The sequence below is a fragment of the Vibrio sp. 2130-1 genome, from assembly GCF_033339515.1.
The window spans coordinates 25,062-48,897 of the sequence record NZ_JAWOUT010000023.1; the positions used below are offsets into that span (position 1 = coordinate 25,062).

General features: G+C 46.3%; 26 protein-coding genes. 18 read left to right on the plus strand and 8 right to left on the minus strand.

What is annotated here, in order from left to right; translation table 11 throughout:
• The first annotated feature begins 107 nt into the window (after nucleotides 1-107).
• The 5 genes from R7Q09_RS22290 (at nucleotide 108) to R7Q09_RS22310 (ending at nucleotide 5,923) form a co-directional block, all read left to right on the plus strand.
• A complete protein-coding gene (locus tag R7Q09_RS22290; protein ID WP_318071211.1) occupies nucleotides 108-695 on the plus strand; it encodes an aminodeoxychorismate/anthranilate synthase component II in 588 nt (195 codons plus the stop codon).
• A gap of 361 nt (nucleotides 696-1,056) precedes the next feature.
• Nucleotides 1,057-2,268, plus strand: coding sequence for an aspartate aminotransferase family protein (locus tag R7Q09_RS22295; protein WP_318071209.1), 1,212 nt, complete (start codon nucleotides 1,057-1,059; stop codon nucleotides 2,266-2,268).
• Nucleotides 2,269-2,377: 109 nt separating this feature from the next.
• Nucleotides 2,378-3,397 (plus strand): arginine N-succinyltransferase, encoded by a 1,020-nt coding sequence (astA, locus tag R7Q09_RS22300; protein ID WP_318071208.1) that lies wholly within the window; start codon nucleotides 2,378-2,380, stop codon nucleotides 3,395-3,397.
• 28 nt (nucleotides 3,398-3,425) lie between these two features.
• Nucleotides 3,426-4,883 (plus strand): succinylglutamate-semialdehyde dehydrogenase, encoded by a 1,458-nt coding sequence (gene astD, locus R7Q09_RS22305; protein WP_318071207.1) that lies wholly within the window; start codon nucleotides 3,426-3,428, stop codon nucleotides 4,881-4,883.
• A 248-nt stretch (nucleotides 4,884-5,131) separates the two neighbouring features.
• Nucleotides 5,132-5,923 (plus strand): DUF1338 domain-containing protein, encoded by a 792-nt coding sequence (locus R7Q09_RS22310; protein WP_005381426.1) that lies wholly within the window; start codon nucleotides 5,132-5,134, stop codon nucleotides 5,921-5,923.
• 136 nt (nucleotides 5,924-6,059) lie between these two features.
• Here the strand turns inward: R7Q09_RS22310 and crp are convergent, their stop codons facing one another.
• The 6 genes from crp to R7Q09_RS22340 all read right to left on the minus strand — a co-directional run bounded on the left by crp (nucleotide 6,060) and on the right by R7Q09_RS22340 (nucleotide 11,673).
• Nucleotides 6,060-6,692, minus strand: coding sequence for a cAMP-activated global transcriptional regulator CRP (gene crp / locus R7Q09_RS22315; protein ID WP_005381432.1), 633 nt, complete (start codon nucleotides 6,690-6,692; stop codon nucleotides 6,060-6,062).
• Between the two features lie 240 nt (nucleotides 6,693-6,932).
• Nucleotides 6,933-7,802, minus strand: a complete 870-nt coding sequence (locus R7Q09_RS22320; protein ID WP_005381434.1) for a phosphoribulokinase — start codon at nucleotides 7,800-7,802, stop codon at nucleotides 6,933-6,935.
• A 125-nt stretch (nucleotides 7,803-7,927) separates the two neighbouring features.
• Nucleotides 7,928-8,140 carry a YheU family protein gene (locus tag R7Q09_RS22325; protein WP_005381436.1) on the minus strand — a complete coding sequence of 71 codons (213 nt, stop codon included), beginning with the start codon at nucleotides 8,138-8,140 and terminating at the stop codon, nucleotides 7,928-7,930.
• A gap of 33 nt (nucleotides 8,141-8,173) precedes the next feature.
• Nucleotides 8,174-9,181, minus strand: coding sequence for a hydrolase (locus R7Q09_RS22330; protein ID WP_033907159.1), 1,008 nt, complete (start codon nucleotides 9,179-9,181; stop codon nucleotides 8,174-8,176).
• Between the two features lie 87 nt (nucleotides 9,182-9,268).
• Nucleotides 9,269-9,757, minus strand: a complete 489-nt coding sequence (locus tag R7Q09_RS22335; RefSeq protein ID WP_005382813.1) for a TIGR02444 family protein — start codon at nucleotides 9,755-9,757, stop codon at nucleotides 9,269-9,271.
• Entirely contained in the window at nucleotides 9,754-11,673 is a 1,920-nt protein-coding gene (locus tag R7Q09_RS22340) for an ABC transporter ATP-binding protein (RefSeq protein WP_136977022.1), read from the minus strand. The genes R7Q09_RS22335 and R7Q09_RS22340 overlap by 4 nt, the downstream gene beginning before the upstream one ends.
• Nucleotides 11,674-11,882: 209 nt before the next feature.
• On the opposite strand from R7Q09_RS22340, the gene kefG reads away from it, so the two are divergent.
• The 5 genes from kefG (at nucleotide 11,883) to R7Q09_RS22365 (ending at nucleotide 16,207) form a co-directional block, all read left to right on the plus strand.
• Nucleotides 11,883-12,476 (plus strand): glutathione-regulated potassium-efflux system ancillary protein KefG, encoded by a 594-nt coding sequence (gene kefG / locus R7Q09_RS22345; RefSeq protein ID WP_017821749.1) that lies wholly within the window; start codon nucleotides 11,883-11,885, stop codon nucleotides 12,474-12,476.
• On the plus strand, nucleotides 12,460-14,256 hold the full coding sequence (gene kefB, locus R7Q09_RS22350) for a glutathione-regulated potassium-efflux system protein KefB (RefSeq protein WP_017633740.1): 1,797 nt from the start codon (nucleotides 12,460-12,462) through the stop codon (nucleotides 14,254-14,256). The genes kefG and kefB overlap by 17 nt, the downstream gene beginning before the upstream one ends.
• 33 nt (nucleotides 14,257-14,289) lie before the next feature.
• Complete coding sequence (locus R7Q09_RS22355; protein ID WP_005381449.1) at nucleotides 14,290-14,490, plus strand: YheV family putative zinc ribbon protein; 201 nt, start codon at nucleotides 14,290-14,292, stop codon at nucleotides 14,488-14,490.
• Nucleotides 14,491-14,582: 92 nt separating this feature from the next.
• Nucleotides 14,583-15,134 carry a peptidylprolyl isomerase gene (gene slyD / locus R7Q09_RS22360; RefSeq protein ID WP_005381451.1) on the plus strand — a complete coding sequence of 184 codons (552 nt, stop codon included), beginning with the start codon at nucleotides 14,583-14,585 and terminating at the stop codon, nucleotides 15,132-15,134.
• A 131-nt stretch (nucleotides 15,135-15,265) separates the two neighbouring features.
• The gene (locus tag R7Q09_RS22365) at nucleotides 15,266-16,207 is read left to right on the plus strand and encodes an isoaspartyl peptidase/L-asparaginase family protein (protein ID WP_031812779.1); all 942 of its coding nucleotides are present in this window, start codon (nucleotides 15,266-15,268) and stop codon (nucleotides 16,205-16,207) included.
• 83 nt (nucleotides 16,208-16,290) lie between these two features.
• Here R7Q09_RS22365 and R7Q09_RS22370 read toward each other — a convergent pair whose 3' ends face one another.
• Both R7Q09_RS22370 and R7Q09_RS22375 read right to left on the minus strand, forming a co-directional pair.
• Complete coding sequence (locus tag R7Q09_RS22370; RefSeq protein WP_005381455.1) at nucleotides 16,291-16,518, minus strand: SlyX family protein; 228 nt, start codon at nucleotides 16,516-16,518, stop codon at nucleotides 16,291-16,293.
• On the minus strand, nucleotides 16,515-17,501 hold the full coding sequence (locus R7Q09_RS22375) for a WD40 repeat domain-containing protein (RefSeq protein WP_017633742.1): 987 nt from the start codon (nucleotides 17,499-17,501) through the stop codon (nucleotides 16,515-16,517). The genes R7Q09_RS22370 and R7Q09_RS22375 overlap by 4 nt, the downstream gene beginning before the upstream one ends.
• A 128-nt stretch (nucleotides 17,502-17,629) precedes the next feature.
• Between R7Q09_RS22375 and fkpA the strand changes: the two genes are divergently transcribed.
• The 8 genes from fkpA (at nucleotide 17,630) to fusA (ending at nucleotide 23,605) form a co-directional block, all read left to right on the plus strand.
• On the plus strand, nucleotides 17,630-18,412 hold the full coding sequence (gene fkpA / locus R7Q09_RS22380; protein ID WP_017821751.1) for an FKBP-type peptidyl-prolyl cis-trans isomerase: 783 nt from the start codon (nucleotides 17,630-17,632) through the stop codon (nucleotides 18,410-18,412).
• Between the two features lie 143 nt (nucleotides 18,413-18,555).
• Nucleotides 18,556-19,278, plus strand: a complete 723-nt coding sequence (locus tag R7Q09_RS22385; protein WP_005382804.1) for a transcriptional regulator — start codon at nucleotides 18,556-18,558, stop codon at nucleotides 19,276-19,278.
• A complete protein-coding gene (gene tusD / locus R7Q09_RS22390; RefSeq protein WP_017633744.1) occupies nucleotides 19,275-19,670 on the plus strand; it encodes a sulfurtransferase complex subunit TusD in 396 nt (131 codons plus the stop codon). Before R7Q09_RS22385 ends, tusD begins: the two co-directional genes overlap by 4 nt.
• Nucleotides 19,667-20,023, plus strand: a complete 357-nt coding sequence (gene tusC, locus R7Q09_RS22395) for a sulfurtransferase complex subunit TusC (RefSeq protein WP_005382801.1) — start codon at nucleotides 19,667-19,669, stop codon at nucleotides 20,021-20,023. Before tusD ends, tusC begins: the two co-directional genes overlap by 4 nt.
• A 7-nt stretch (nucleotides 20,024-20,030) precedes the next feature.
• A complete protein-coding gene (gene tusB / locus R7Q09_RS22400; RefSeq protein ID WP_005382799.1) occupies nucleotides 20,031-20,306 on the plus strand; it encodes a sulfurtransferase complex subunit TusB in 276 nt (91 codons plus the stop codon).
• 177 nt (nucleotides 20,307-20,483) lie between these two features.
• Entirely contained in the window at nucleotides 20,484-20,858 is a 375-nt protein-coding gene (gene rpsL / locus R7Q09_RS22405) for a 30S ribosomal protein S12 (RefSeq protein ID WP_004399892.1), read from the plus strand.
• Nucleotides 20,859-20,959: 101 nt separating this feature from the next.
• Nucleotides 20,960-21,430, plus strand: a complete 471-nt coding sequence (gene rpsG, locus R7Q09_RS22410; protein WP_005382796.1) for a 30S ribosomal protein S7 — start codon at nucleotides 20,960-20,962, stop codon at nucleotides 21,428-21,430.
• Nucleotides 21,431-21,505: 75 nt separating this feature from the next.
• Nucleotides 21,506-23,605, plus strand: a complete 2,100-nt coding sequence (gene fusA / locus R7Q09_RS22415) for an elongation factor G (protein WP_005382794.1) — start codon at nucleotides 21,506-21,508, stop codon at nucleotides 23,603-23,605.
• Nucleotides 23,606-23,836: the final 231 nt, after the last annotated feature.

A 23,836-nucleotide genomic window follows, 5' to 3' on the forward strand; every position in this document is an offset into this window, starting at 1 on the left:
AACTTGCCTTTCTTGCTTGGTATAGCAAAATACCGCCCTTGATTGTCACGAACGTGGCGATTCACTACGTAAGCATTGCCAAAACGGATTGGAGCAACCGACCCTTTATGTTGTTGATCATCGATAACTACGACTCTTTTACCTACAACCTTTACCAATACTTCTGCGAGCTTGGTGCAGACGTAAAGGTGGTGCGTAACGATGAAATCGATATCCAAGGCATTGAGGCGCTCAACCCAACTCATTTGGTGATCTCGCCAGGGCCATGTACGCCGAACGAAGCAGGTATTTCACTGAAAGCGATAGAACACTTCGTTGGTAAGCTTCCAATATTGGGTGTTTGCCTTGGCCATCAAGCGATAGCGCAAGTGTTTGGGGGCGAAGTGGTACGTGCACGACAAGTGATGCACGGTAAGACCTCGCCGATTCATCACAACGGTCGTAGTGTGTTTAAAAATCTGAATAACCCACTCACGGTAACCCGTTATCACTCTCTTGTGGTGAAAAACGGTACTTTACCCGACGTGTTTGAACTGACTGCATGGACAGAACTGCCAGACGGAAGCATGGATGAAATAATGGGTTACCAACATAAAACCTTGCCAATTGATGCGGTGCAGTTTCACCCAGAATCAATCAAAACTGAGCAAGGTCACGAGTTGCTTGCGAACTTTTTAGCACGCAAAGCGATCTGATCGCGATCACTTTTCTTAACAAATCATTCATCTTTTTGCTGAGGTGAGCGGATTGCAAAACTATGCGGTTCTCTCGAGTCTCTTTGTCTATTCATGTCTTTTTAAACCTTCTATCCCCTGTATTACATAACATTTATAAAAAATCGCTTCTCTATTTTACTTTCTTGATGCATAAATAGTCACAAGCAGTGATTAATGGAAGTTGCTTTCGAGAACGAAAAGAATAAATCACTATTGAAATGGTTAATTAAATGTAAATACAATGCCGCAATAGCTTAAATGCAAAACATTATTTGCTGGCAAAGAGAGCCGGTTAAATTCGCTTATCTGCTACGCATGCGGTATCAAGAAGGAATGTGCAATGACAACGGAAATTAAAGTAGAGCGCGGTTTATTCGATGAGGTAATGGTACCTTGCTATAACCCGATGGAAATGATCCCTGTTAAAGGTGAAGGTTCACGTGTTTGGGATCAGGAAGGTAATGAATACATCGACTTTGCTGGTGGTATTGCAGTGAGCTGTCTTGGCCATTGTCATCCAGTAATGGTAAACGCGCTAACAGAGCAAGCTAACAAGCTTTGGCACTTAAGTAACGTTATGACGAACGAACCAGCCCTTCGTCTGGCGAAAAAGCTAACAGAAGTGAGTTTTGCTGAGCGAGTGTTCTTTGCTAACTCTGGCGCAGAAGCAAACGAAGCCGCTTTGAAGCTGGCACGTCGTTATGCAGCAGACGTTCATGGCACTGAGAAATCTGAAATCATTGCATTCAAACAAGGTTTCCACGGTCGTACATTCTTTACCGTAACGGTTGGTGGCCAAGCGGCATACTCTGACGGCTTCGGTCCTAAGCCAGGCGACGTGACACACCTTCCTTACAACGATATCGAAGCTTTACAAGCACACATGTCTGATCGTACTTGTGCGGTCATGATGGAGCCACTACAAGGTGAAGGCGGCATCGTGCCACCAACGCCTGAGTTCGCTCAAGCGGTTCGCGAGCTGTGTGACAAACACAACGCCTTACTGGTCTTCGATGAAGTGCAAACTGGTAATGGCCGAACAGGTAACTTCTACGCTTACCAAGGTTTAGGTATCACGCCAGATATTCTAAGTACTGCGAAATCACTTGGTGGCGGTTTCCCAATCGGTGCAATGCTAACGACAGCAAAATTGGCAGAGCACATGAAAGTGGGCACTCACGGTTCTACATATGGCGGTAACCCACTAGCGTGTGCGGTTGCAGAAGCGGTTGTAAATGAAGTTACTAAGCCAGAGTTGTTGGCTGGTGTACTAGAACGCGAAGCAATGTTCCGTGAAGGTCTAGAGAAGATCAACGCGAAGTACAACATCTTCTCAGAAGTGCGCGGTCAAGGCCTATTACTTGGCGCTGCACTAAATGAAGAATGGCAAGGCCGTGCGCGTGACGTGCTGGTTGCTGCAGGTAAACAAGGTCTCATGGTATTGGTTGCGGGTGCCAATGTCGTACGTTTCACACCATCACTCGTTATCACACAACAAGAAATTGAAGAAGGCTTGGCGAAACTGGATAAAGCGATCGCGACTTTAGTTTAAGCGCGATATCAGTTTAAACGTCAACGCAGACACCCCCGTCAAGGATCTCTGATGGGGGAATTGTTCCTACAATATAGTTAGGATCTTCTTGCATCTGGAGGGAGTATTGATGCTAGTAGTTCGCCCTATCGCGATGTCGGATTACGACGCACTGCACACTTGTGCGGTGGAGTCTGGTCACGGATTTACATCTCTACCGGTTAACGAAGAACTGTTAACCAATCGAATCAAACATTCAGAGTACAGCTTTGGTAAGCCTGATGTGGCAGAACCAGGCGATGAAGGCTACCTGATGGTTGGCTTTGACTCTGAAACGGGTGAGGTTGCGGGTACCACCGGAATCGAAGCATCTATCGGCTGGGATGTCCCATTTTACTCATATCACATTAGTAAAGTCGTGCACTCGTCGCCAAAGCTTGGCGTTAACAACGTCGTTAAACTGCTTACTTTTGGTAATAACTACACGGGTAACAGCGAAATTTGTACCTTGTTCTTGCGTGAGAAATTCCGCCAAGGTCTGAATGGTCGTCTAATGTCGAAGTGTCGTTTCCTAATGATGGCAGAGCACCCAGAGCGCTTCTCTGAAACGATCTTTGCGGAGATGCGTGGCGTTTCAGACGACGAGGGTAATTCACCATTCTGGCAATGGCTCCAAGAGCATTTCTTCTCTATCGATTTTACGCTTGCAGATTACCTAACAGGTATCGGCAAGAAAGGCTTTATCGCCGACTTGATGCCGAAACTGCCTATTTACATCAACCTGCTCAGCCCAGAAGCGCAAGCCGTGATTGGTCAAGTACATGACAACACGCGTCCAGCGCTGAAGCTGCTTGAGCGTGAAGGTTTTACCAACCGAGGCTACGTCGACATCTTCGACGGTGGCCCAACGGTTGAGTGTGATCTGCGTAATATTGAGTCGGTACGTCATTCATTCCGTGCGCAAGTCAAAATCTCTGAACATTCCAGCACACAAGACTTCTTGATGTGTAATTCATCTTTCGAGAACTTCCGTGCGACAGTCACTAAAGCGGCGTATGACGCAGAAACACAAAGCGTGATGATTGCACCAGACGTTGCGGATGCAATTTCGGTTGAGGAAGGGGATTTCGTTCGCCTTCTTCCGCAGTAACAGACGACAGAATTTAAGGATAGAAACAATGACACATTGGATTGCAGGTGAATGGGTACAAGGTCAGGGTGAAGCATTTACGTCTCTGTCGCCGTACAACCAAGAAGTGATCTGGCAAGGCAAAGGTGCAACGGCAGAGCAGGTGAACCAGGCGGTATCTTCAGCGCGTGAAGCGTTTATTGACTGGAAAAAGCGTCCATTTTCAGAGCGTGAGGCAATCGTGTTGGCTTTTGCGGAGAAAGTAAAAGAGAACAGCGAAAAAATCGCCGAAGTCATTGCCAAAGAAACTGGTAAGCCAATTTGGGAAACGCGCACTGAAGCAGTGGCAATGGCAGGTAAAATTGCCATTTCGATTCGCGCTTATCATGACCGCACTGGTGAGGCGAGCCGTGAAGCAGCAGGCAACCAAATCGTATTGCGCCACCGCCCATTGGGCGTGATGGCGGTGTTTGGTCCTTACAACTTCCCAGGCCACCTACCAAATGGTCACATTGTGCCTGCGCTACTGGCTGGTAACACGGTAGTCTTCAAACCGTCTGAGCAAACGCCATGGACGGGTGAATTGGCAATGAAGCTATGGGAAGAAGCCGGTCTGCCGAAAGGCGTGATTAACCTTGTTCAAGGCGCGAAAGAAACTGGTATCGCCCTCGCTGACGCTAAAGGCATTGATGGCGTACTGTTTACGGGTAGCGCGAATACGGGACATGTATTACACCGTCAATTTGCTGGTCAACCGGGCAAGATGCTCGCACTAGAAATGGGGGGTAATAACCCGATGGTGATCTCTGATAAATACGGTGATTTGGATGCCACGGTTTATACCATCATCCAGTCAGCGTTTATCAGTGCTGGGCAGCGTTGTACGTGTGCTCGTCGTTTGTATGTGCCATTGGGTGAAAAAGGCGATGCGCTTATCACCAAGCTCGTTGAAGCGACACGCAATATTCGCGTAGACCAACCATTTGCAGAACCTGCGCCATTTATGGGACCGCAAATTTCGGTCGCGGCAGCCAAGTTTATTCTTGATGCACAAGCTAATCTACAGTCTCTTGGCGGTGAAAGCTTGATTGAAGCGAAAGCAGGAGAGGCGGCGTTTGTTTCTCCTGGCATCATTGATGTAACCAACATTGCTGAGTTACCAGATGAAGAATACTTCGGCCCACTTCTGCAAGTGGTGCGTTACGAAGGGTTAGACAAAGCCGTGGCGCTAGCAAACGATACGCGCTTTGGCTTATCTGCTGGTTTGGTCTCAACCGACGACCAAGAATGGGAATACTTCGTTGACCACATTCGTGCAGGTATCGTGAACCGTAACCGCCAGCTCACTGGTGCAAGCGGTGATGCGCCATTTGGTGGTCCGGGGGCGTCGGGTAACTTGCGCCCAAGCGCTTACTACGCAGCAGATTACTGTGCGTACCCAATGGCATCAATGGAAGGTCAAGAGACTGTCTTGCCTGCAACATTGAGTCCAGGTGTAGCGCTATAAGTTTTAATAATAGAGTCGCAACTATGCATTGCGGCTCACCTTGCCGGCGCATCATTTAGGTATGGGTTGTAGTGATCGTTGGCAGAACACGAAAAGTGAGCAAAGACTCGGAAAAGCGTGTTGACTGACTGGCATTTACCGTCACAGGTTGATGGTTGCTCGTTCATTGTTCTGGACAACTTTTGTTGTGAACGAGCAGCCAACTTCCGCTTACCTTTAAACTCTACATCTCGTAACAAGGAGTCGTTATGACGCCCGATGTGTTATTTGAATCGCTATGGCAAGATTACATTCAACGTCTTTGCCCTTCGGCTGCTAAAGTGCATCAGCTGCTTCAAGAAGATGAGCCTCTGATTAATGATCATATAGCTTTACGTACCTTCAATATCGCGCCTCTTGGTATTGAAACTCTAGCTAAGCCATTTGTAGCTATTGGTTACAAGGCGTGTGGTGATTACGTTTTCGAAAGCAAAAAGCTGGTTGCTAAGCACTATGAGCACCCAGATCCGAAGCAACCTAAAGTATTTATTAGTGAGCTAAAAGTTGAAGAGTGCTCGTCTGAGCTACAAGAGATTGTGAAAAATTTGGTGGCACAAGTCGATGCTGACAAGCTGAACGATAGCGCATTCTTACATGGTGGACGCTTGTGGGATTTAAGCTTTGCTGATTACCAAACGTTGGCTAAAGAAAGTGAGTACGCATCTTGGCTTGCGGCGCATGGTTACGGAGCAAACCACTTCACGGTGAGCGTTAACCAGCTCAATGAATATGAAGAAGTGAAGCAGGTAAACGATCATCTGCGTACCGCTGGGTTTACCATTAATGAAAATGGTGGTGAAGTGAAGGGCACTCCTGAGGTGTTGCTAGAGCAGTCATCGACCATGGCAGATAAAGTAGCGGTTCGTTTTAGCGAAGGCACTGAAATTATCCCTGGCGGGTTTTATGAATTTGCTAAGCGCTATCCGATGGAAAATGGTGATTTGTACCCAGGTTTCGTGGCCGCTTCAGCTGACAAAATCTTTGAAAGTACGAATGGCTAAGTTTTAGGGTTAACCTGTTAAGCTTACTCATTAGTGTTCGCTGCACCCTATCTCATTTGGTCATGAGCAAATAAAAAGCCACCAATGTTGCCATTGGTGGCTTTTATAATTTTGTTCGTGTCACTCTAGTTTGAGATTAACGAGTACCGTAAACCACGATGGTTTTACCGTGAGCAGAGATTAGGTTCTGCTCTTCTAGCATCTTCAAAATACGACCTACTGTCTCACGAGAACAGCCAACAATTTGACCGATTTCTTGACGAGTGATCTTGATTTGCATGCCGTCTGGGTGAGTCATTGCGTCTGGTTGTTTTGCAAGGTTCAGAAGCGTCTGAGCGATACGACCAGTTACGTCTAGGAACGCCAGGTCACCCACTTTTTGGCTAGTTACTTGAAGACGACGAGCCATCTGCGCAGAAAGACGCATTAGGATGTCTGGGTTTACTTGGATAAGCTGACGGAACTTCTTGAAAGAAATTTCAGCAACTTCACAAGGAGATTTAGCACGAACCCAAGCTGTGCGCTCTTGGTCTTCCTCGAATAGACCAAGTTCACCAATAAAGTCTCCTTGGTTTAGGTAAGAAAGGATCATCTCCTTACCTTCTTCGTCTTTGATAAGAACCGCAACAGAACCTTTAACGATGTAGTACAAAGTTTCTGCCTTTTCGCCCGCGTGAATTAGCGTGCTCTTTGAAGGGTACTTATGAATATGACAGTGTGAAAGAAACCACTCTAATGTTGGGTCGGTTTGAGGTTTACCTAGAACCATAATATCTCACTTCCTCTGCAGGGTACGCTTGCGCTATCCATATTTTAGCTAAGCCTGAATTAGGCCTACTAGAATAAGAGCACTTTTTATATGCTGCAAGCTCTCTTGTGTTTCGGTAAGAAATAGTATCCTTTTTCGAAAACGATTTCTTGATTTTAATCGTGCCATGATTGAGATTTTGTAAGCAAAACTGTGCACATGATCACGGTATGAAAAGTAAACATCTTCGCAGGCAGGTTTTTAGCCAATTTTCCCTGTTTCGATGAGCTGTTGTAGGATAGGCCGAACTATGAGCTCCATTGCAAAGCTCATCTTACCGCCGGGTACGACAATCGTGTTGTGGCGTGACATGAATGAGCCATCAATCATGGCCAGCAGATATGGGAAGTCGACATTCTTGATACCGCGTAGGCGAATCACCACAAAACTCTCATCCAAACTAGGGATGCCTTTTGCATTAAGTGGGTTGGAAGTATCAACGGTCGGTACGCGCTGGAAGTTGATGTGAGTACGAGAAAACTGAGGAGTGATATAGTTGAGGTAATCGTCCATGGATCGCACGATTGAGTCCATTACCGCTTCACGCGAATGGCCGCGATCGCGAGTGTCGCGTACGAATTTTTGTATCCACTCTAAGTTCACAATCGGCACCATGCCAATTAAGAAATCCACATGTTGAGCAACATTAACATCACCATCCACCACGCCACCATGTAACCCTTCATAAAACAGCACGTCGCTGTTTTCGGGTAAGTCTTGCCACGGCGTAAACGTGCCTGGCATTTGATTGTAGGGAACCGCTTCGTCAAACGTGTGCAGATAACGGCGCACGCTGCCAGTGCCATCATGCCCGAACTTACGGAAAAACTCTTCTAGTCCCGGGAAGTCATTAGCTTGTGGGCCAAAGTAGCTAATGTGTCGACCTTGCTCGCGGGCTTTGCGAATTTCGATGTCCATTTCTGGGCGAGTAAAGCGATGGAAGCTATCGCCTTCAACCCATGCGGGTTTAACGTTCATCATATTGAACATTTTACGGAAGGCTTCAGATGTAGTGGTCGTGCCGGCACCGGACGAACCAGTAACCGCAATAATTGGGTGTTTAGCTGACATGACAAACCTTGTCGAAAATTACTTACCTGTAATGTGCAGTAGAGTTACTACTGCACGGTCGATATCCCACTATAGCACGTAACAATACCTTGTCATCGAGTGGGATACGGTAAAATGTGAAGGGTCTAAAATTTTGTTTTATGCTGAATATCGACGGTTTCGTGTAGCTCAGAGAACACGATAACCGCTTCACCTTTTTCCAATTGAGCTTTAACTTGATCAATTTTGTCATGCAAAGAAACCTCGACGGTTCCGTAATCCGTTCCTTCGCGTAAGACGAATTCACGAATTAAGTTTTCCAATGTTTCCGGCGCAATGTCTTGCCATGGAATGATCATAAATACCTCTAACTTTTATGATGAGCGGCTAGTTTACTGCGTTCGTTGCTTGGATACAGCAGAAAGGTAATCTGCGGCGATACTTTCGTAATACGCGGGCAGCGCTTCCTCCAACCAAAACTTAGGTTTTAACGCCGTTCCTGTCAGGAAGCCAACATGGCCACCGTGCTCAAAGAGACGGTAATCAATGTTATCTGGCAGAACAAACTTCGGTATCACATCATCGGTCATGAACGGATCGTCTTTGGCATGGATGATCAGTGTGGGTAGCGTGATTTGCTGTAGTTTACTTAAGCCAGAGCATTGGTCGTAATAATCTTGTGCGTCTTTAAAGCCATGCAATGGTGCGGTAATCAAATCATCGAATTCATACAGCCGTGTGACACGTTTGATTGAGTTGTAGGACAGCGCCAGCTCGCCATGCAGTAGATGATGCTTTTGTAACGCGTTACGTTTCAGTGAAGAAAGCAGATAACGGCGATACACTTTTGAAAAGCCTTGTTCTATACGGTTCGCACACGCCGCTAGGTCTAAAGGCGCTGAGATAATAGTCGCTGCATTCAAAATAGGGTGGTCTTTATATTGGGCTAAATAATTCGCCAACATGTTACCGCCAAGAGAAATACCAACCGCAACCTTGGGGTTATCAGGAAAGCGTTGTTCAAGGTGCTCTAGGAAGTAACGAGCATCCGTCACTTCTCCCGAGTGATAAGCTCGTGCTTTTTTGTTTGGTTTACCGCTGCAGCCACGAAAATGCATCATCACCGACAGCCATCCAGATTGAGCAAATGCATTCATTAGCCCATTGGCATAAGGGCTATAGAAGCACCCCTCTAATCCATGAAATAAAACAAAAATCGGCTTTTTTTGTGCAGGCTCTTGGGTTGGGTCCTCGCTCCACGCGAGATCGAGAAAGTCGCCATCGGATGTATCGAGGGTTTGCCAAATCGGCGTAAACAACGCTTTTTTGCGAATAAAACGCGGCAAAAGCGTTTGGAGATGCGGGTTTTTGATCCCGGCGGCTGCGAAAAATTGTGTCATACCTAACTGCTCTTATGCGGTCCTTCGGTGTCCGTTGAAGAACTTATTAATATAATCCTTTATAAAGATTATAGGTATTCTACAGATTTATGGGCGTTTTGGTGGTTGAATGTTTGGCACCGGCATAGCAAAGGCTTGCTGCAAATGCTCCCCACCGAGTTGACGACAGTATCTCAACGTCAATGGGTCACCATCATTTTTGAGTAGTGCAAGTGAGTTAATGCAGTCCACCAAATCCGCTTGTTGCTGCTTTTCTAGTTGCAGCTCAAACTGCAAGGTCTCACGATACAAAGCGTCATTGACTTGAGACTTAAGGTGGCGACGAAGGTCGCGAAAGGAGTGAAGTAAAGTTTCGCTCCTACCTAGACAGTCTTGCACCAAGGGCCAGTCTTTTTCTTGGAAAATGAGTTGCTGCTCATCGAGCCATCTGAGCAGCAGGAGTAGGTTCACGTTACCGTGGTAGTTGTTCTGTAATGATAAACACGCCTCTTTCACTTCTCGCACACCATAAAATTGCAGACTAAACTGCCAAAGGTGTTCTAGGGTGAGTGTGTATTCAGCGTGTTGATTACTCATTGATTAAACTCTAGCTCCATCTGCTCCAACGTTTCTTGAGCAGACATCCATTCCATTTCAATTTCTTCGAGCTCAGCTTTACTGGAAGCTTGAAGTGCCAGCACTTGGTTAAGTTTAGCTTTATTTTCGGCCGCATACAGTGAGTTGTCCGCCAATTGTTCTTCAGCTTCGGCCAGTGCAGCACCTAACTTATCCATTTTATTTTCTAGTTGTGTCAGCGTTTTGCGAATTGGCGCTGTCTGTTTTCGAAACTCTGCATCGCGACGTTTTTGCTCTTTCTTCGCAGCTGCGCTGTTGGCCGTATCTTTGCTTGGCTGCGCAGCCTGCGCTTCTTTGCGTTCCGCTCTTTGTTGTTCGGTTAACCATTTATAATAGTCATTTAAATCACCGTCGAACGGAGCAACTTGTCGATCATGCACTAAATACAAGTCATCGGTCGTAGCGCGCAGTAAATAGCGGTCGTGCGAAACAATCACCATCGCACCTTCGAATGTTTGCAGTGCCATCGTAAGTGCTTGGCGCATGTCCAAGTCTAAGTGGTTGGTCGGTTCATCAAGTAGCAATAGGTTTGGCTTTTGCCACACAATTAAAGCCAATACCAAACGGGCTTTTTCGCCACCAGAAAACGGCGCAACTTTTTCTAGTGCTTTGTCACCTTGGAAGCCAAAGCTACCTAGGTAATCACGTAGCTGCTGTTCGGTTTGATCGGGTGCGATTTGCATCATGTGTTGCAGCGGCGTTTCTTCAGGGTGAAGCGTTTCTAACTGGTGCTGAGCGAAGTAACCAATTTTCACGCCTTGTGAGTAAGTTAGGTCACCACCTTGCGCGTTAAGTTCACCAGAGAGCAGCTTGATTAATGTCGATTTACCCGCACCATTACGGCCGAGTAGACCAATACGACTGCCAGGAACCAAGTTCAAGCGGATCTTCTCTAAGATGAGGTTGTCACCGTAACCTGCAGATACTTCATCCATCATCATGATTGGGTTTGGCAGCGCAGCTGGCTCACGGAATTGGAAGCTAAATGGGTTATCGAATTGAGCTGGTAACACTTTCTCCATGCGCTCCAAAGCTTTAATACGGCTTTGAGCCTGGCGTGCTTTAGAGGCTTTGTAACGGAAGCGGTCGATGTAGCTTTGCATGTGAGACATCTGCTTCTGTTGCTTTTCAAACATCGCTTGTTGTAACACCATCTTTTGTGCGCGTTGGTTTTCGAATGACGAGTAGTTACCCGTGTATTCGTTCAGCTGCTGATTCTCGATGTGAATGATGCGACCAACGATCGGATCCAAGAAGTCACGGTCGTGCGAGATCAGAATCAGCGTGCCAGGGTAGTTTTGTAGCCAACGCTCTAACCACATTACCGCGTCCAAATCCAAGTGGTTGGTTGGTTCGTCGAGTAGCAGTAGATCAGAACGACATAATAGCGCTTGAGCCAAGTTAAGGCGCATACGCCAACCACCCGAGAACTGAGTCAGGTTCCAACTCATTTGCTCTTGACTAAAGCCTAGACCATCAAGCAGTTCGGCAGCGCGAGCGCGAATGCTGTAACCACCAATGGTTTCAATTTTACCGTGTATCTCGGCAACTAGGGTTCCGTTGTCTTGTGTTTCTGCTTCAGCTAACTGCTTTTCGAGAGCGCGGTACTCGCGATCACCATCAATGACGTATTCCAGTGCAGTGCGCTCTAGCGCAGGCGTTTCCTGTGCGACCCAGGCCAACTCCCAGTGTTGAGGTTGGCTAAATGAGCCAGCATCAATTGACAGTTCATCTTTCAGTAGGGCAAACAGCGTTGATTTACCGCAGCCGTTTTTGCCCACAAGACCGACTTTATCGCCAGGGTGAATAGTCGCAGAAGCTTGGTCTAAAAGAGGTTTACCGCCACGCAGTAACTGAATATCAGAGAAGGTAATCATAAAGTTTTCATTCACTTTGCGCAGTGCGCGTTGCTTGGTTACATAGCGAAGTGGTTTCAATCGTTTTTAAAGCCACTTGGGTATATATCTAGCGGTGAATAGTAGGGGTATTGGCCGGAAAAGTCGATTGATTCGCTTTAATTGCATTATGCTGTACAAAAAAGTATAACAATTTGATAACGGATAAAAATAACCACAAGGACGACCATTTGGCTGTTGCACCGTCTATTCTCCCAAAAGTTCTGGTCATTTATGCTCATCCAGAGCCACATAACTCGATTGCCAATCAAGTGATGATAAAAAAAGCTCAGTCGCTTGATCACGTCACTGTGCACGATCTTTACGGTGTTTACCCCGATTTCTTTATTGATGTGAATTACGAACATGAGTTGTTGCTCGCTCACGATGTGATTGTATTTCACCACCCACTTTATATGTATTCATGTCCAGCCCTATTAAAAGAGTGGCTAGACCGAGTGTTAGGTAAAGGCTTTGCGTTTGGCGGAGGTGCGGCGCTAGAAGGAAAATACTGGCGCAGTGTCATTACAACAGGTGGTAAAGAAGAAGCCTTCAGCGCGAAGGGGTACAACAAATACCCACTTGAGCAAATCTTGCAACCGTTTGAACTGACGGCAGCCCTATGTCAAATGCACTGGATTGAACCACTGGTGTTGTATTGGTCAAGAAATGTTTCAGATATTGAACGCTACGAACATGCCGAGTTGTACCGTGGATGGCTGAGTAACCCACTTGAAAACTGGCAAGCGGCAGAGCGAGGAGGTCAGTATGGCGATCACCAGTGAGTTTCTTCAAAGCAGTGTGGTCTTTCTTTCGGCTGCGGTTATTGCGGTGCCGATTGCTCAGCGCCTTGGGCTTGGCTCGGTTTTAGGTTATTTACTCGCTGGTGTGTTGATTGGCCCATGGGGGCTTGGCTTAATTAGCGACGTTGATGCCATTTTGCATTTTGCCGAGCTTGGGGTTGTGTTGTTACTGTTTTTGATAGGGCTGGAATTAAACCCTAAAAAATTGTGGCAGATGCGAGGGCCGATTTTAGGTTTAGGCGGTGCGCAGGTTGTGGTCACGACCGCCGTGATTGGTAGTGTCGTCAGTATGTTTGGCGTAAGCATGCAAGTGAGTTTGGTGATCGGGATGGGGTTGGCGCTGTCCTCGACGGCGATTGCGCTTAAAGTCATTGAAGAGCAAGGGCTTAATGGTACCGAAACGGGGCAATCTGGTTTTGCGGTGCTGCTCTTTCAAGATATTGCAGTGATCCCGATGCTGGCGATGTTGCCCTTGCTAGCAGGCGGGCATAGTGGTGGAAGTTGGTTGGATGTCTTCACTATTTTAGGCAGTGTGGTAGCACTGTTGATTGGTGGTCACTTTTTACTACGTCCGCTATTTCGTTTTGTCGTGATGAGCGGCGTTCGTGAGCTCTTTACCGTTGCTGCACTTTTAGTCGTGCTTGGCATTTCGGTCGTGATGCAAAAGCTCGGCCTTTCGATGGCATTGGGGACTTTTTTAGCAGGCGTTTTGCTGGCAGAGAGTGAGTATCGCCATGAGCTGGAAATCGCTATCGAGCCATTTAAAGGTCTGTTGTTGGGGTTATTCTTTATTGCGGTGGGCATGGCGGTAAACTTGGGGTTATTGGCATTACACCCTTTAGAGATTCTCGGTGCGGTGGTGGCTTTGGTCGTGGTTAAGGGTTTGGTTTTGTATGCATTGGCGAGAGCTGCCCGTGTCGGAGCCAAAGCGAGAAGCCGTATGGCTGCAATTTTGAGCCAAGGCGGTGAGTTTGCCTTTGTCATATTTACCGCGGCGAGCCAAGAGGGCATTTTGTCCAAAGAGCAAGTGGCGTTTCTGTTGGTGGTGGTCAGTCTATCCATGGTGACGACTCCTCTTTTGCTGATGGGACAAAAGAAGTGGTTTGCTCATACCCTGAATCAAGAAGAAGAGGGCATGACCACGAAAGTCGTGGATCGCCGACCACGCGTTATCATTGCAGGCTTTGGACGTTTCGGTCAGATCGTCGGACGTTTAATGTATGCCAATAAAATCAAAGTGACAGTATTAGAAAGTGATGCCAGCCAAATCCACCTATTACGTAAGTATGGTTACAAAGTGTTTTATGGCGATGCTACACAAATTGACCTATTGAGGGCTGCTGGCGCTGATAAAGCGGAAGCATTGATTATTTGTACTGATTCACCTGATGAGGTGATGGCCATCGTGGACATTTGTCGCGTGCACTTCCCGAAACTTAAGTTGTTAGCCCGAGCAAGAAGCCGTGTCGAGGCTTACCAGTTAATGAGTCATGGTGTAGAGAATTACTCTCGTGAAACATTTTTAGGGGCGCTAGATCTCGGTCGCCAAGCGCTCGTAGAACTGGGTATGCATCCTTATCAAGCAAAGCGGGCAGAAGCACATTTTCGCAAGTTAGATAATGCTATGCTTAAGGACTTATTGCCTCAACACAATGAAGATAAGAAATTAGCTCAAAGAGCGAAAGAGGCCCGCAAAGAGCTAGAAGAAATATTTGGTCGTGAAATGGAGAGCGACCATCAGTCACCTAATCATTGGAAGTAGTACTTGAGCCAAGACTCAAGCTAAGGAAATAGCGTGAAAATCAAGAAACGTTTTATTGCCGGCGCTAGCTGCCCAAATTGCAGCCAGCAAGATACCCTGCGCTGGTGGATTGAAAATAACATCGAATTAGTTGAGTGTGTCGAGTGTGAGTTTACAGAGCAGCGTAAACCACAATCTGTAGAGAAAAATAAACACTCAGATCAGGAAATGATCGGAATTTTTAAGCCGGAGTAATTGAACTTCGATAATTGATCCCCATAATACACCCAGATATCTCAGTACTTAACCCCATTCAGGTTAAGTCAATTAATCTCCCTGGAGTTAGTATGAAAATTGAAAAGAACGTTGTTGCAAGCCTTGCATACAAAGTAATGATGGAAGACGGTGTCGTTGTTGATCAATCAACAGCAGAAGCACCTCTAGATTACCTTCACGGTCACAACAACCTAATCACAGGTCTTGAAAAAGAACTTGAAGGTAAAGTGGCTGGCGACAAGTTCTCAGTAACGGTAGCTCCTGAAGAAGCTTACGGTGAGCACAACGATGCGCTAGTACAGCGCGTTCCTGCGGACGTGTTCCAAGGCGTTGAGCAAATCGAAGTGGGCATGCGCTTCCTAGCTGACACTGACCAAGGTCCAATCCCTGTTGAAGTAACAGAAGTTGACGGCAACGAAGTGGTTGTTGACGGTAACCATATGTTAGCTGGTCAAACACTAACTTTCGAAGTAGAAGTTATGTCTACACGTGAAGCAACAGCAGAAGAGATCGAACACGGTCACATCCACCAAGGTGGTGGCTGTTGTGGTGGTCACGATCATGACCACGATCACGAAGAAGAAGGCGGCTGCTGTGGCGGCGGTAGCTGTGGTTCTCACTAATCATAAGCGCCTTCACTAGATAATCTTATCTAGCAAAGCTTTGAAAAGCGCAAGTTGAGTTTTCAACTTGCGCTTTTTGTTTATCTAAGGTGTAGTGCCAACCATACAAGGAATAACAGTTGGACAAAGTGATGACGAAACCTTTCTCGATTGCCATTCATGGTGGTGCGGGCACCATCTTGCGTGAACAGATGAGCGATGAGCTGCAACAATCCATCTTGGCGGATTTAGAAGCTGCGGTAAAAGCGGGACATCAAATTCTAGACACGGGCGGTGAAGCCTTAGATGCCGTCGTAGCGGCAGTGAAAGTATTGGAAGACTCTCCTAACTTTAATGCGGGTAAAGGCTCAGTGCTGACCAACAACGAAATGGTTGAAATGGACGCTTCTGTGATGGATGGGCGAAACCTTGCAGCAGGCGCGGTCGCTGGGGTTCGTCATATCAGAAACCCAATTGAGCTCGCTCGTGACGTGATGCGAAACAGCAATCATGTGCTGTTGGTGGGTGAGGGCGCAGAGAAGTTTGCTTTTGAGCAAGGCCATGAGTATACCGAGCAAGATTACTTCTTTACTGATCGCCGTTATGAGCAGTTGCTGTCTATGCGTGAGAAAGGACTGTTTGCTTTGTCGGAATCTCGTTACCCAGATGACCGTAAGCACGGTACGGTTGGTGCGGTAGCGTTAGATCAACAAGGCAACTTAGCCGCTGCCACCAGTACGGGTGGCGTGACGAATAAGAAATACAACCGAGTCGGAGATTCGGCTCTTATTGGTTGTGGTACGGTGGCCGAAAATGGCGTCGTGGCAGTTTCCACTACGGGTGTCGGCGAGTTCTTTATTCGTAAACGTGTTGCGGAAGACGTTGCAGCACGTATGCGTTACTTACAAGAAGATATTCATACGGCTTGTGAACACATTATCCAAGGTGATCTCAAACAGATGGGCGGAGAGGGCGGTTTGATTGCCATTGATGCTAAAGGTGAGATGCACTTTGCGATGAACAGTTCTGGCATGTACCGAGCAGGCATTAATACGCAAGGCGAGCTGAGCGTTAAAATCTACGCCGACGAATAGCTTCCTCTTGAGTACCTTCTTAAGTAATTAATACAACAAAGCCCAGAACATGTTCTGGGCTTTATGCTATTTGAGCCTGCATTTTAATAATGCGGTGGTGGGGTTTCTTCTGACGGATCGGCTAAATTCGACGAGTCCATATTTTTTACTTTACCTACCACATATTTCATCTGATCGAGCATCTTGGTAATTTGCAGTTGTTGCTGCGATAAAGCTCCGTTCAGATCTTCAATAGTCTGTTCTTGGAACGCAAGCTGACATTCTAAGTCATTAATGCGTGCTTCCAATTGCTGAATGATTTTTTCTGTCATGATCCGTTCTCTAACTGCCAAGCTTGGGCAATACCTGCTGAAGTAGCAGTAATTACGCGTTGTTTTGAATCAAAGGCTGCATCATACACGACCGCACGGGGAGGGCGAGTGTCTTTTTTGGGCTCCACTTCAAATCCACTCATTCGTTTTCCGGTTTGAGTATCCCATATCGACACACGGCCAGAAGGGCTTCCTGTGACTAGTTGAGTCCCGTCGTCAGAAAATCGTGCGGTAGAGAAAATTAATTGGCGTGACCAACTGCTCAACTGTGTGACTTCTTGTCCAGTTTTTAAATTCCAAACAATCGCTTGGTTTCCGCCATCAGATGTCATTGCTAATTTTCCATCTCTTTGCAGGGCCACGCGAACAATTCGTTGTTCATGTTCGAAGGTTCGTAGTACTTGTCCGGTTTCGGTATCCCACAGATACGCTTTATAGTCATTACCTCCGGTTAGGGCGAAGCGCCCATTAGGAGAAATGGCCACGGAATTGACTTTTTCACGATGCGCAAGGAACTCCATGCGACGCCCGGTGACTAAGTTGACATAAATTGCTTTACCGTTGGATAACCCAAGCAGAACTTGTTCACCATTACTGGTGATATCAACGTCGCGAATGAGCGCATCAGAAATAGACCAAAGGCCTTCGGATTGCGTCCAGCCTAGGTCCCAAACTGCGAAGTTCATTTGGCTTGCTGTAATTGCGTAGCGACCATTGTCAGATATGCGGATATGGGAAACCACATTGGCATCGGCATCGAGTTCACCCAGGTTGGCTAGTTGTTCATTTTGCTCTAGGTCCCACAACATCAAATGACGTTGTTGAGAATAGAGCAGAGCAAACCGTCCATCTCTGCTAAGTGCGAAGCTCGTCGCACCTTGAGGTTCTATCGGCCAACGCTGCACTTCACGCTCGGCGAAAAAGCAACCATTTAACGTGGTGATGACAATTAAATATAGGAATAAATGAAAAATTCTTTGCATCACATCTAATAATCCGGTTTGTGTCTTAAGACATATAGCTAGTATATTGGTATAACGATTGTCTTCACTAGTCTCATAGAAGATTTGTGCACAACAACCAATGGCAGAGCCATTATTGGGAGAATTTAATGAAATCAGTTTTAAAAGTGTCGCTACTTGCTGCAACAGTTATGCTAGCGGTAGGTTGTCAGAAAGAAGAAACTAAAACAGAAACCGCACCTCAAGCAGAACAAGTTCAAGCAGAAACCGGTAAAGCGGTTCACTTTAAAACCGACGACGACAAAGCGGCATACGCAATCGGTGTTTCATTTGCTAACTACCTAAGCACAAGCATCGACAAGCCAAGCGAAATCGGCATTAATCTTAACAAAGATTTGGTACTAAAAGGTATCGAAGACGTCTTCAAAGGCAATGCTGAATTGAATGAAGAAGAAACACGTGCAGCACTAGAATCTCTAGACAAGCGCGTTGCAGAAAAGATGCAAGCACAAGCGGCTGAGAAAGCAGCTGAAGCGAAAAAAGCTGGCGATGATTTCCGAGCTGAGTTTGAGAAGCAAGAAGGCGTAGTGAAGACAGATACAGGTCTTCTATACCAAGTAATGACACCAGCTGAAGGTGAGAAGCCAAAAGACACTGATACGGTTCAAGTACACTACAAAGGTACTCTGATCGACGGTACTCAGTTCGACAGCTCATACGATCGTGGTGAACCTGCAACGTTCCCACTTAACCGTGTAATCCCAGGTTGGACAGAGGGTGTTCAGCTAATGCCTGTGGGTTCTAAATTCAAATTCGTTATCCCGCCAGAGCTAGCATACGGTGACCAAGACACACCAAGCATTCCTGCTAACTCAACGCTAGTATTTGAAGTTGAGCTGCTAAAAGTTGAGAACGACAACGCAGAGCAATAACAATAAGCTGCGATAAGTTATTGAAAAAGGTCCGTTTAACGGGCCTTTTTTGTTCTAGGTCACTAGTTGGTGAGTTTGCTAGGTTGCTTTTCAAATTTTCTGATAAACTTACACCAATTTGTTGATTTTTCGCTCGAAGGCTTATGACAACTACAGAAACAATAAACGCGGAGATGTTGCTCGAAATGGAATCCGTTAACGTGATGCCGTTTACCGAGCACGACAAAATCATTTTAAGATCTTATGAGGCGGTCGTGGATGGTATCGCCAGCCTGATAGGTCCATTTTGTGAAATCGTTCTTCACTCTCTAGAAGACTTAAATACCTCTGCAATTAAAATCGCTAACGGTGAAAACACGGGGCGCCAAGTCGGCTCACCAATCACCGATTTAGCGCTTAAGATGCTAAAAGACATCGAAGGCTCGGAGCGCAACTTCTCACGTTCGTACTTTACCCGTGCAAAAGGTGGCGTGTTGATGAAGTCGATTACTGTCGCCATTCGTAATGGCGAAAATCGCGTGATTGGTTTGTTGTGTATCAACGTCAACTTGGATGCGCCTTTCTCGCAAGTCCTTCAGTCTTTCATGCCGACGCAAGAAGCGAAAGAAGCGGCTTCCTCGGTCAACTTTGCTAGTGATGTAGAAGAGCTGGTGGACCAAACTGTTGAACGCACCATCGAAGAGATCAATGCGGATAAGTCCGTGTCTAACAACACCAAAAATCGCCAGATCGTGATGGAGTTGTACGACAAAGGTATCTTCGATATTAAAGATGCCATCAACCGTGTTGCGGATCGCCTTAATATTTCAAAACACACCGTTTACTTGTACATTCGTCAACGTAAAACCGAGGATGATGAAAGGTGAGTAAACTGACTTACACGTTAGTGGTGAATGGTCCCGTTTATGGCAGCCAGTCAGCGCGCAGTGCTTATCAGTTCGCCAAAGCGTTGATAGAGCAAGGCCATCAGCTAGTGAGCGTCTTCTTTTATCAAGATGGTGTGACTAATGGTACTGCTTTGAGTGTGCCAGCCAACGATGAATTTGATCTCAATAAGGCGTGGCAGTCTTTGGCTAAAGAGCATGGTGTTCGCCTAGAAACTTGTGTCGCGGCCGCTTTGCGTCGCGGGATTGTAAGTGAAGAAGAAGCGAATCAACATGGTTTGGTTCAGAACAATCTAGCCGATGGTTTTGAACAAGCAGGCTTAGGTAGCCTAGCTGAAGCGATGTTAACCCAAGACAGAGTGGTACAGTTTTGAGTCAGTTAACTTATCTATTTCGTAGTGCGCCACATGGCAGTGCAGCTGGTCGTGAAGGTGTGGATGCACTGTTAGCCGCGTCGGCTTACTGTGAAGATATCAGCGTCATTTTCATGGGTGACGGGGTATACCAGCTTCTACTCGGACAAGACCCCAACAATATTTTGAGTAAAGATTACGCGCCGATGTTAAAGCTTTTCGATTTATACGACATCGAACAAGTCTTTGTGTGTTCAGAGTCGTTAACCCAGCGAGGTTTGGCGCAAGCGGATTTAGTCATTGAAGCCCAAGCGTTAAGCTCAGAACAGCTCAAAGATAAGTTACAACACGCTGGCAAGCTACTGTCTTTTTGAGGAAGTTATGTTACACATCATAAAAACAGTCTCTGCTCTAGAAGACGCCATGCCCTTATGCAGTGAACAGGATGACATCTTACTTATAGAAGATGCAGTGTACGCTGCTAACTCGCAACATAAAGCATTTTCCCATCTAAAAAACCGCAGCGTATTTGTGTTAGAGAGCGATGCGCAAGCTCGCGGTATTGCAAATCGTATCAGTCCATCGCTGACGATTGTGAATTACTCAGGCTTCGTTGAACTAACAGCAAAACAGGATAAATCCCTAACTTGGGATTGAACAAGATTTGCTGTCGACAAAGCTTTACGGATGAATTGTTCTAATTGAACAAAAAAGATCCGTATATTTCTTGACACACCTCTCACTGCTGCATAGAATTTTGCGTCCCTAACTGCATTGGCAGTTGGGGATAGATTTTTCACAAAGCTTACTTTCAAGTAAATCAGGAGCTAGTTAATGGCAACTATTAACCAGTTGGTACGTAAGCCACGTGCAAAGCAAGTTGTTAAAAGCAACGTGCCTGCACTAGAAGCGTGCCCACAAAAACGTGGTGTATGTACTCGTGTTTACACTACTACACCTAAAAAACCTAACTCAGCACTTCGTAAAGTTTGTCGTGTACGTCTGACAAACGGCTTCGAAGTTACATCGTACATCGGCGGTGAAGGTCACAACCTTCAAGAGCACTCAGTTGTTCTAATCCGTGGTGGTCGTGTTAAAGACCTTCCAGGTGTGCGTTACCACACTGTTCGCGGCGCACTAGACTGTGCTGGCGTAAATGACCGTAAACAAGGTCGTTCTAAGTACGGTGTGAAGCGTCCTAAGTCTTAATGGATTCCGTTAAGTAAGGCCAAACACTAAATTATTTTTAATTTTTTGAAAAAACTGAAAAGTTTTGGATAAAACCTGAAGAAGACAACGGAGATAAATCCATGCCACGTCGTCGCGTCATTGGTCAGCGTAAGATCCTTCCAGATCCAAAATTCAAATCTGAATTGCTGGCAAAATTCGTTAACATCCTAATGGTTGACGGTAAAAAATCTACTGCAGAGAAAATCGTTTACACTGCACTAGATGCTATGGCTGAAAAGTCTGGTAAAGACCACTTAGCTATTTTTGAAGAAGCTCTTGAAAACGTTCGCCCAGCGGTAGAGGTTAAATCTCGCCGTGTTGGTGGTTCAACTTACCAAGTACCTGTAGAAGTACGTCCGGTTCGCCGTAACGCACTTGCTATGCGTTGGTTGGTTGAAGCTGCGCGCAAGCGTGGTGAAAAATCTATGGCTCAACGCCTAGCTGCTGAAATGCTAGACGCGTCTGAGAACAAAGGTACTGCGGTTAAGAAACGTGAAGACGTTCACCGCATGGCTGACGCAAACAAAGCGTTCGCTCATTACCGTTGGTAATACCTTCTGTGCTGCGAGGTTCTCTCGCAGCACTTTTCTATACTCTAAGGTACACCTTAGTAAGAGGATACAATCGTGGCTCGTAAAACTCCTATTGAGCTCTACCGTAATATCGGTATCTGTGCTCACGTAGATGCAGGAAAAACAACCACAACTGAGCGTATTCTGTTCTACACTGGCCTTTCTCACAAAATCGGCGAAGTTCACGATGGTGCAGCAACCATGGACTGGATGGAGCAGGAGCAGGAGCGTGGTATCACTATCACATCCGCTGCGACTACTACATTCTGGCGTGGTATGGAAGCACAGTTCCCTGAGCATCGCGTAAACATCATTGATACCCCTGGACACGTTGACTTTACTATCGAAGTAGAGCGTTCTCTTCGTGTACTTGATGGTGCTGTGGTTGTGTTCTGTGGCTCATCTGGTGTTGAACCTCAGTCTGAAACTGTATGGCGTCAAGCAGACAAATACCACGTTCCACGTTTGGTATTTGTAAACAAGATGGACCGTGCGGGCGCAGACTTCCTACGCGTTGTGAACCAAATTAAGAATCGTCTTGGTGCGACTCCTGTTCCAATCCAGCTGAACGTTGGTGCGGAAGATGAGTTCAGAGGTGTCATCGACCTTATCAAGATGAAAATGATCAACTGGAATGATGCCGATCAAGGCACTTCGTTTACTTACGAAGACATCCCAGCTGACATGATTGAACTTGCTGAAGAGTGGCGCAACCACATGGTTGAATCCGCTGCTGAAGCTAGCGAAGAGCTGATGGACAAGTACCTTGAAGAAGGTGAATTGACTGAAGCTGAGCTCAAACAAGCTTTACGTACTCGCACACTAAATAACGAAATCGTACTGGCTACTTGTGGTAGTGCGTTTAAGAACAAAGGTGTTCAAGCGGTACTGGATGCAGTAGTTGAGTTCTTGCCATCGCCAGTTGACGTACCTGCAATTAAAGGTGTCGACGAAAGAGAAAATGAAGTTGAGCGTCATGCTGACGACAACGAACCTTTCTCTGCGCTAGCGTTTAAGATTGCGACTGACCCATTCGTGGGCACGTTAACTTTCATGCGTGTTTACTCCGGTGTTGTAAACTCGGGTGACGCTGTTTACAACTCAGTAAAAGAGAAGAAAGAGCGTTTCGGTCGTATCGTTCAGATGCATGCGAATAAGCGTGAAGAAGTGAAAGAAGTTCGCGCTGGTGATATTGCAGCTGCTATCGGTCTGAAAGACGTAACCACAGGTGACACGCTGTGTGATCAGAACCACAAAGTGATTCTAGAGCGCATGGAGTTCCCTGAACCAGTTATTCAGATTGCTGTAGAGCCTCGTTCTAAGGCAGACCAAGAGAAAATGGCTATCGCGCTAGGTAAACTAGCAGCGGAAGATCCATCATTCCGCGTGGAAACGGACGACGAATCAGGTCAGACTCTGATCTCAGGTATGGGTGAACTTCACCTAGACATTATCGTTGATCGTATGAAGCGTGAATTCAGCGTTGATTGTAACGTTGGTAAACCTCAGGTTGCTTACCGTGAAACCATTCGTGGTAAAGCGGAAGTTGAAGGTAAGTTTGTTCGTCAATCAGGTGGTCGTGGTCAATACGGTCATGTTTGGGTCAAACTTGAGCCTTCTGAGCCTGGTGAAGGTTTCGTATTCGTAGACGAAATCGTGGGCGGTGTGATTCCTAAGGAATACATCAGTTCGGTATCGAAAGGTATCGAAGAGCAAATGAATAGTGGTGTTCTAGCGGGTTACCCTGTACTAGATATTAAAGCTACACTATTTGATGGTTCTTACCACGATGTAGACTCAAGCGAGATGGCGTTTAAGATCGCTGGCTCGATGGCATTCAAGAAAGGTGCACTAGAAGCACAACCTGTGATTCTAGAACCTATGATGAATGTCGAAGTAACCACTCCGGAAGACTGGATGGGTGACGTTGTTGGTGACCTAAACCGTCGTCGCGGTATCATTGAAGGCATGGACGAAGGTGTGGCTGGTCTTAAGATCATCCGTGCTCAAGTACCACTATCCGAAATGTTCGGTTACGCAACTGATCTACGTTCTGCAACTCAAGGCCGTGCGTCTTACTCTATGGAGTTTCACGAGTACGCTGAAGTGCCGAAAAACTTCGCAGATAAAATTATTGCAGAGCGTGGTTACTAATTGACGATTGAACTGCAAAAAGTTTACGACTTTTTGCGAGATCAGGGCGTCCAAATATTGCGCTAACGGGCGTTGGCGCATAAAATAACAATTTCTGGCGCGTCGTCGATCAATAATGATCACGACGAATCATAACTAGGAAGGAACACGATCGTGTCTAAAGAAAAATTTGAACGTACGAAACCGCACGTTAACGTTGGTACTATCGGCCACGTTGACCACGGTAAAACA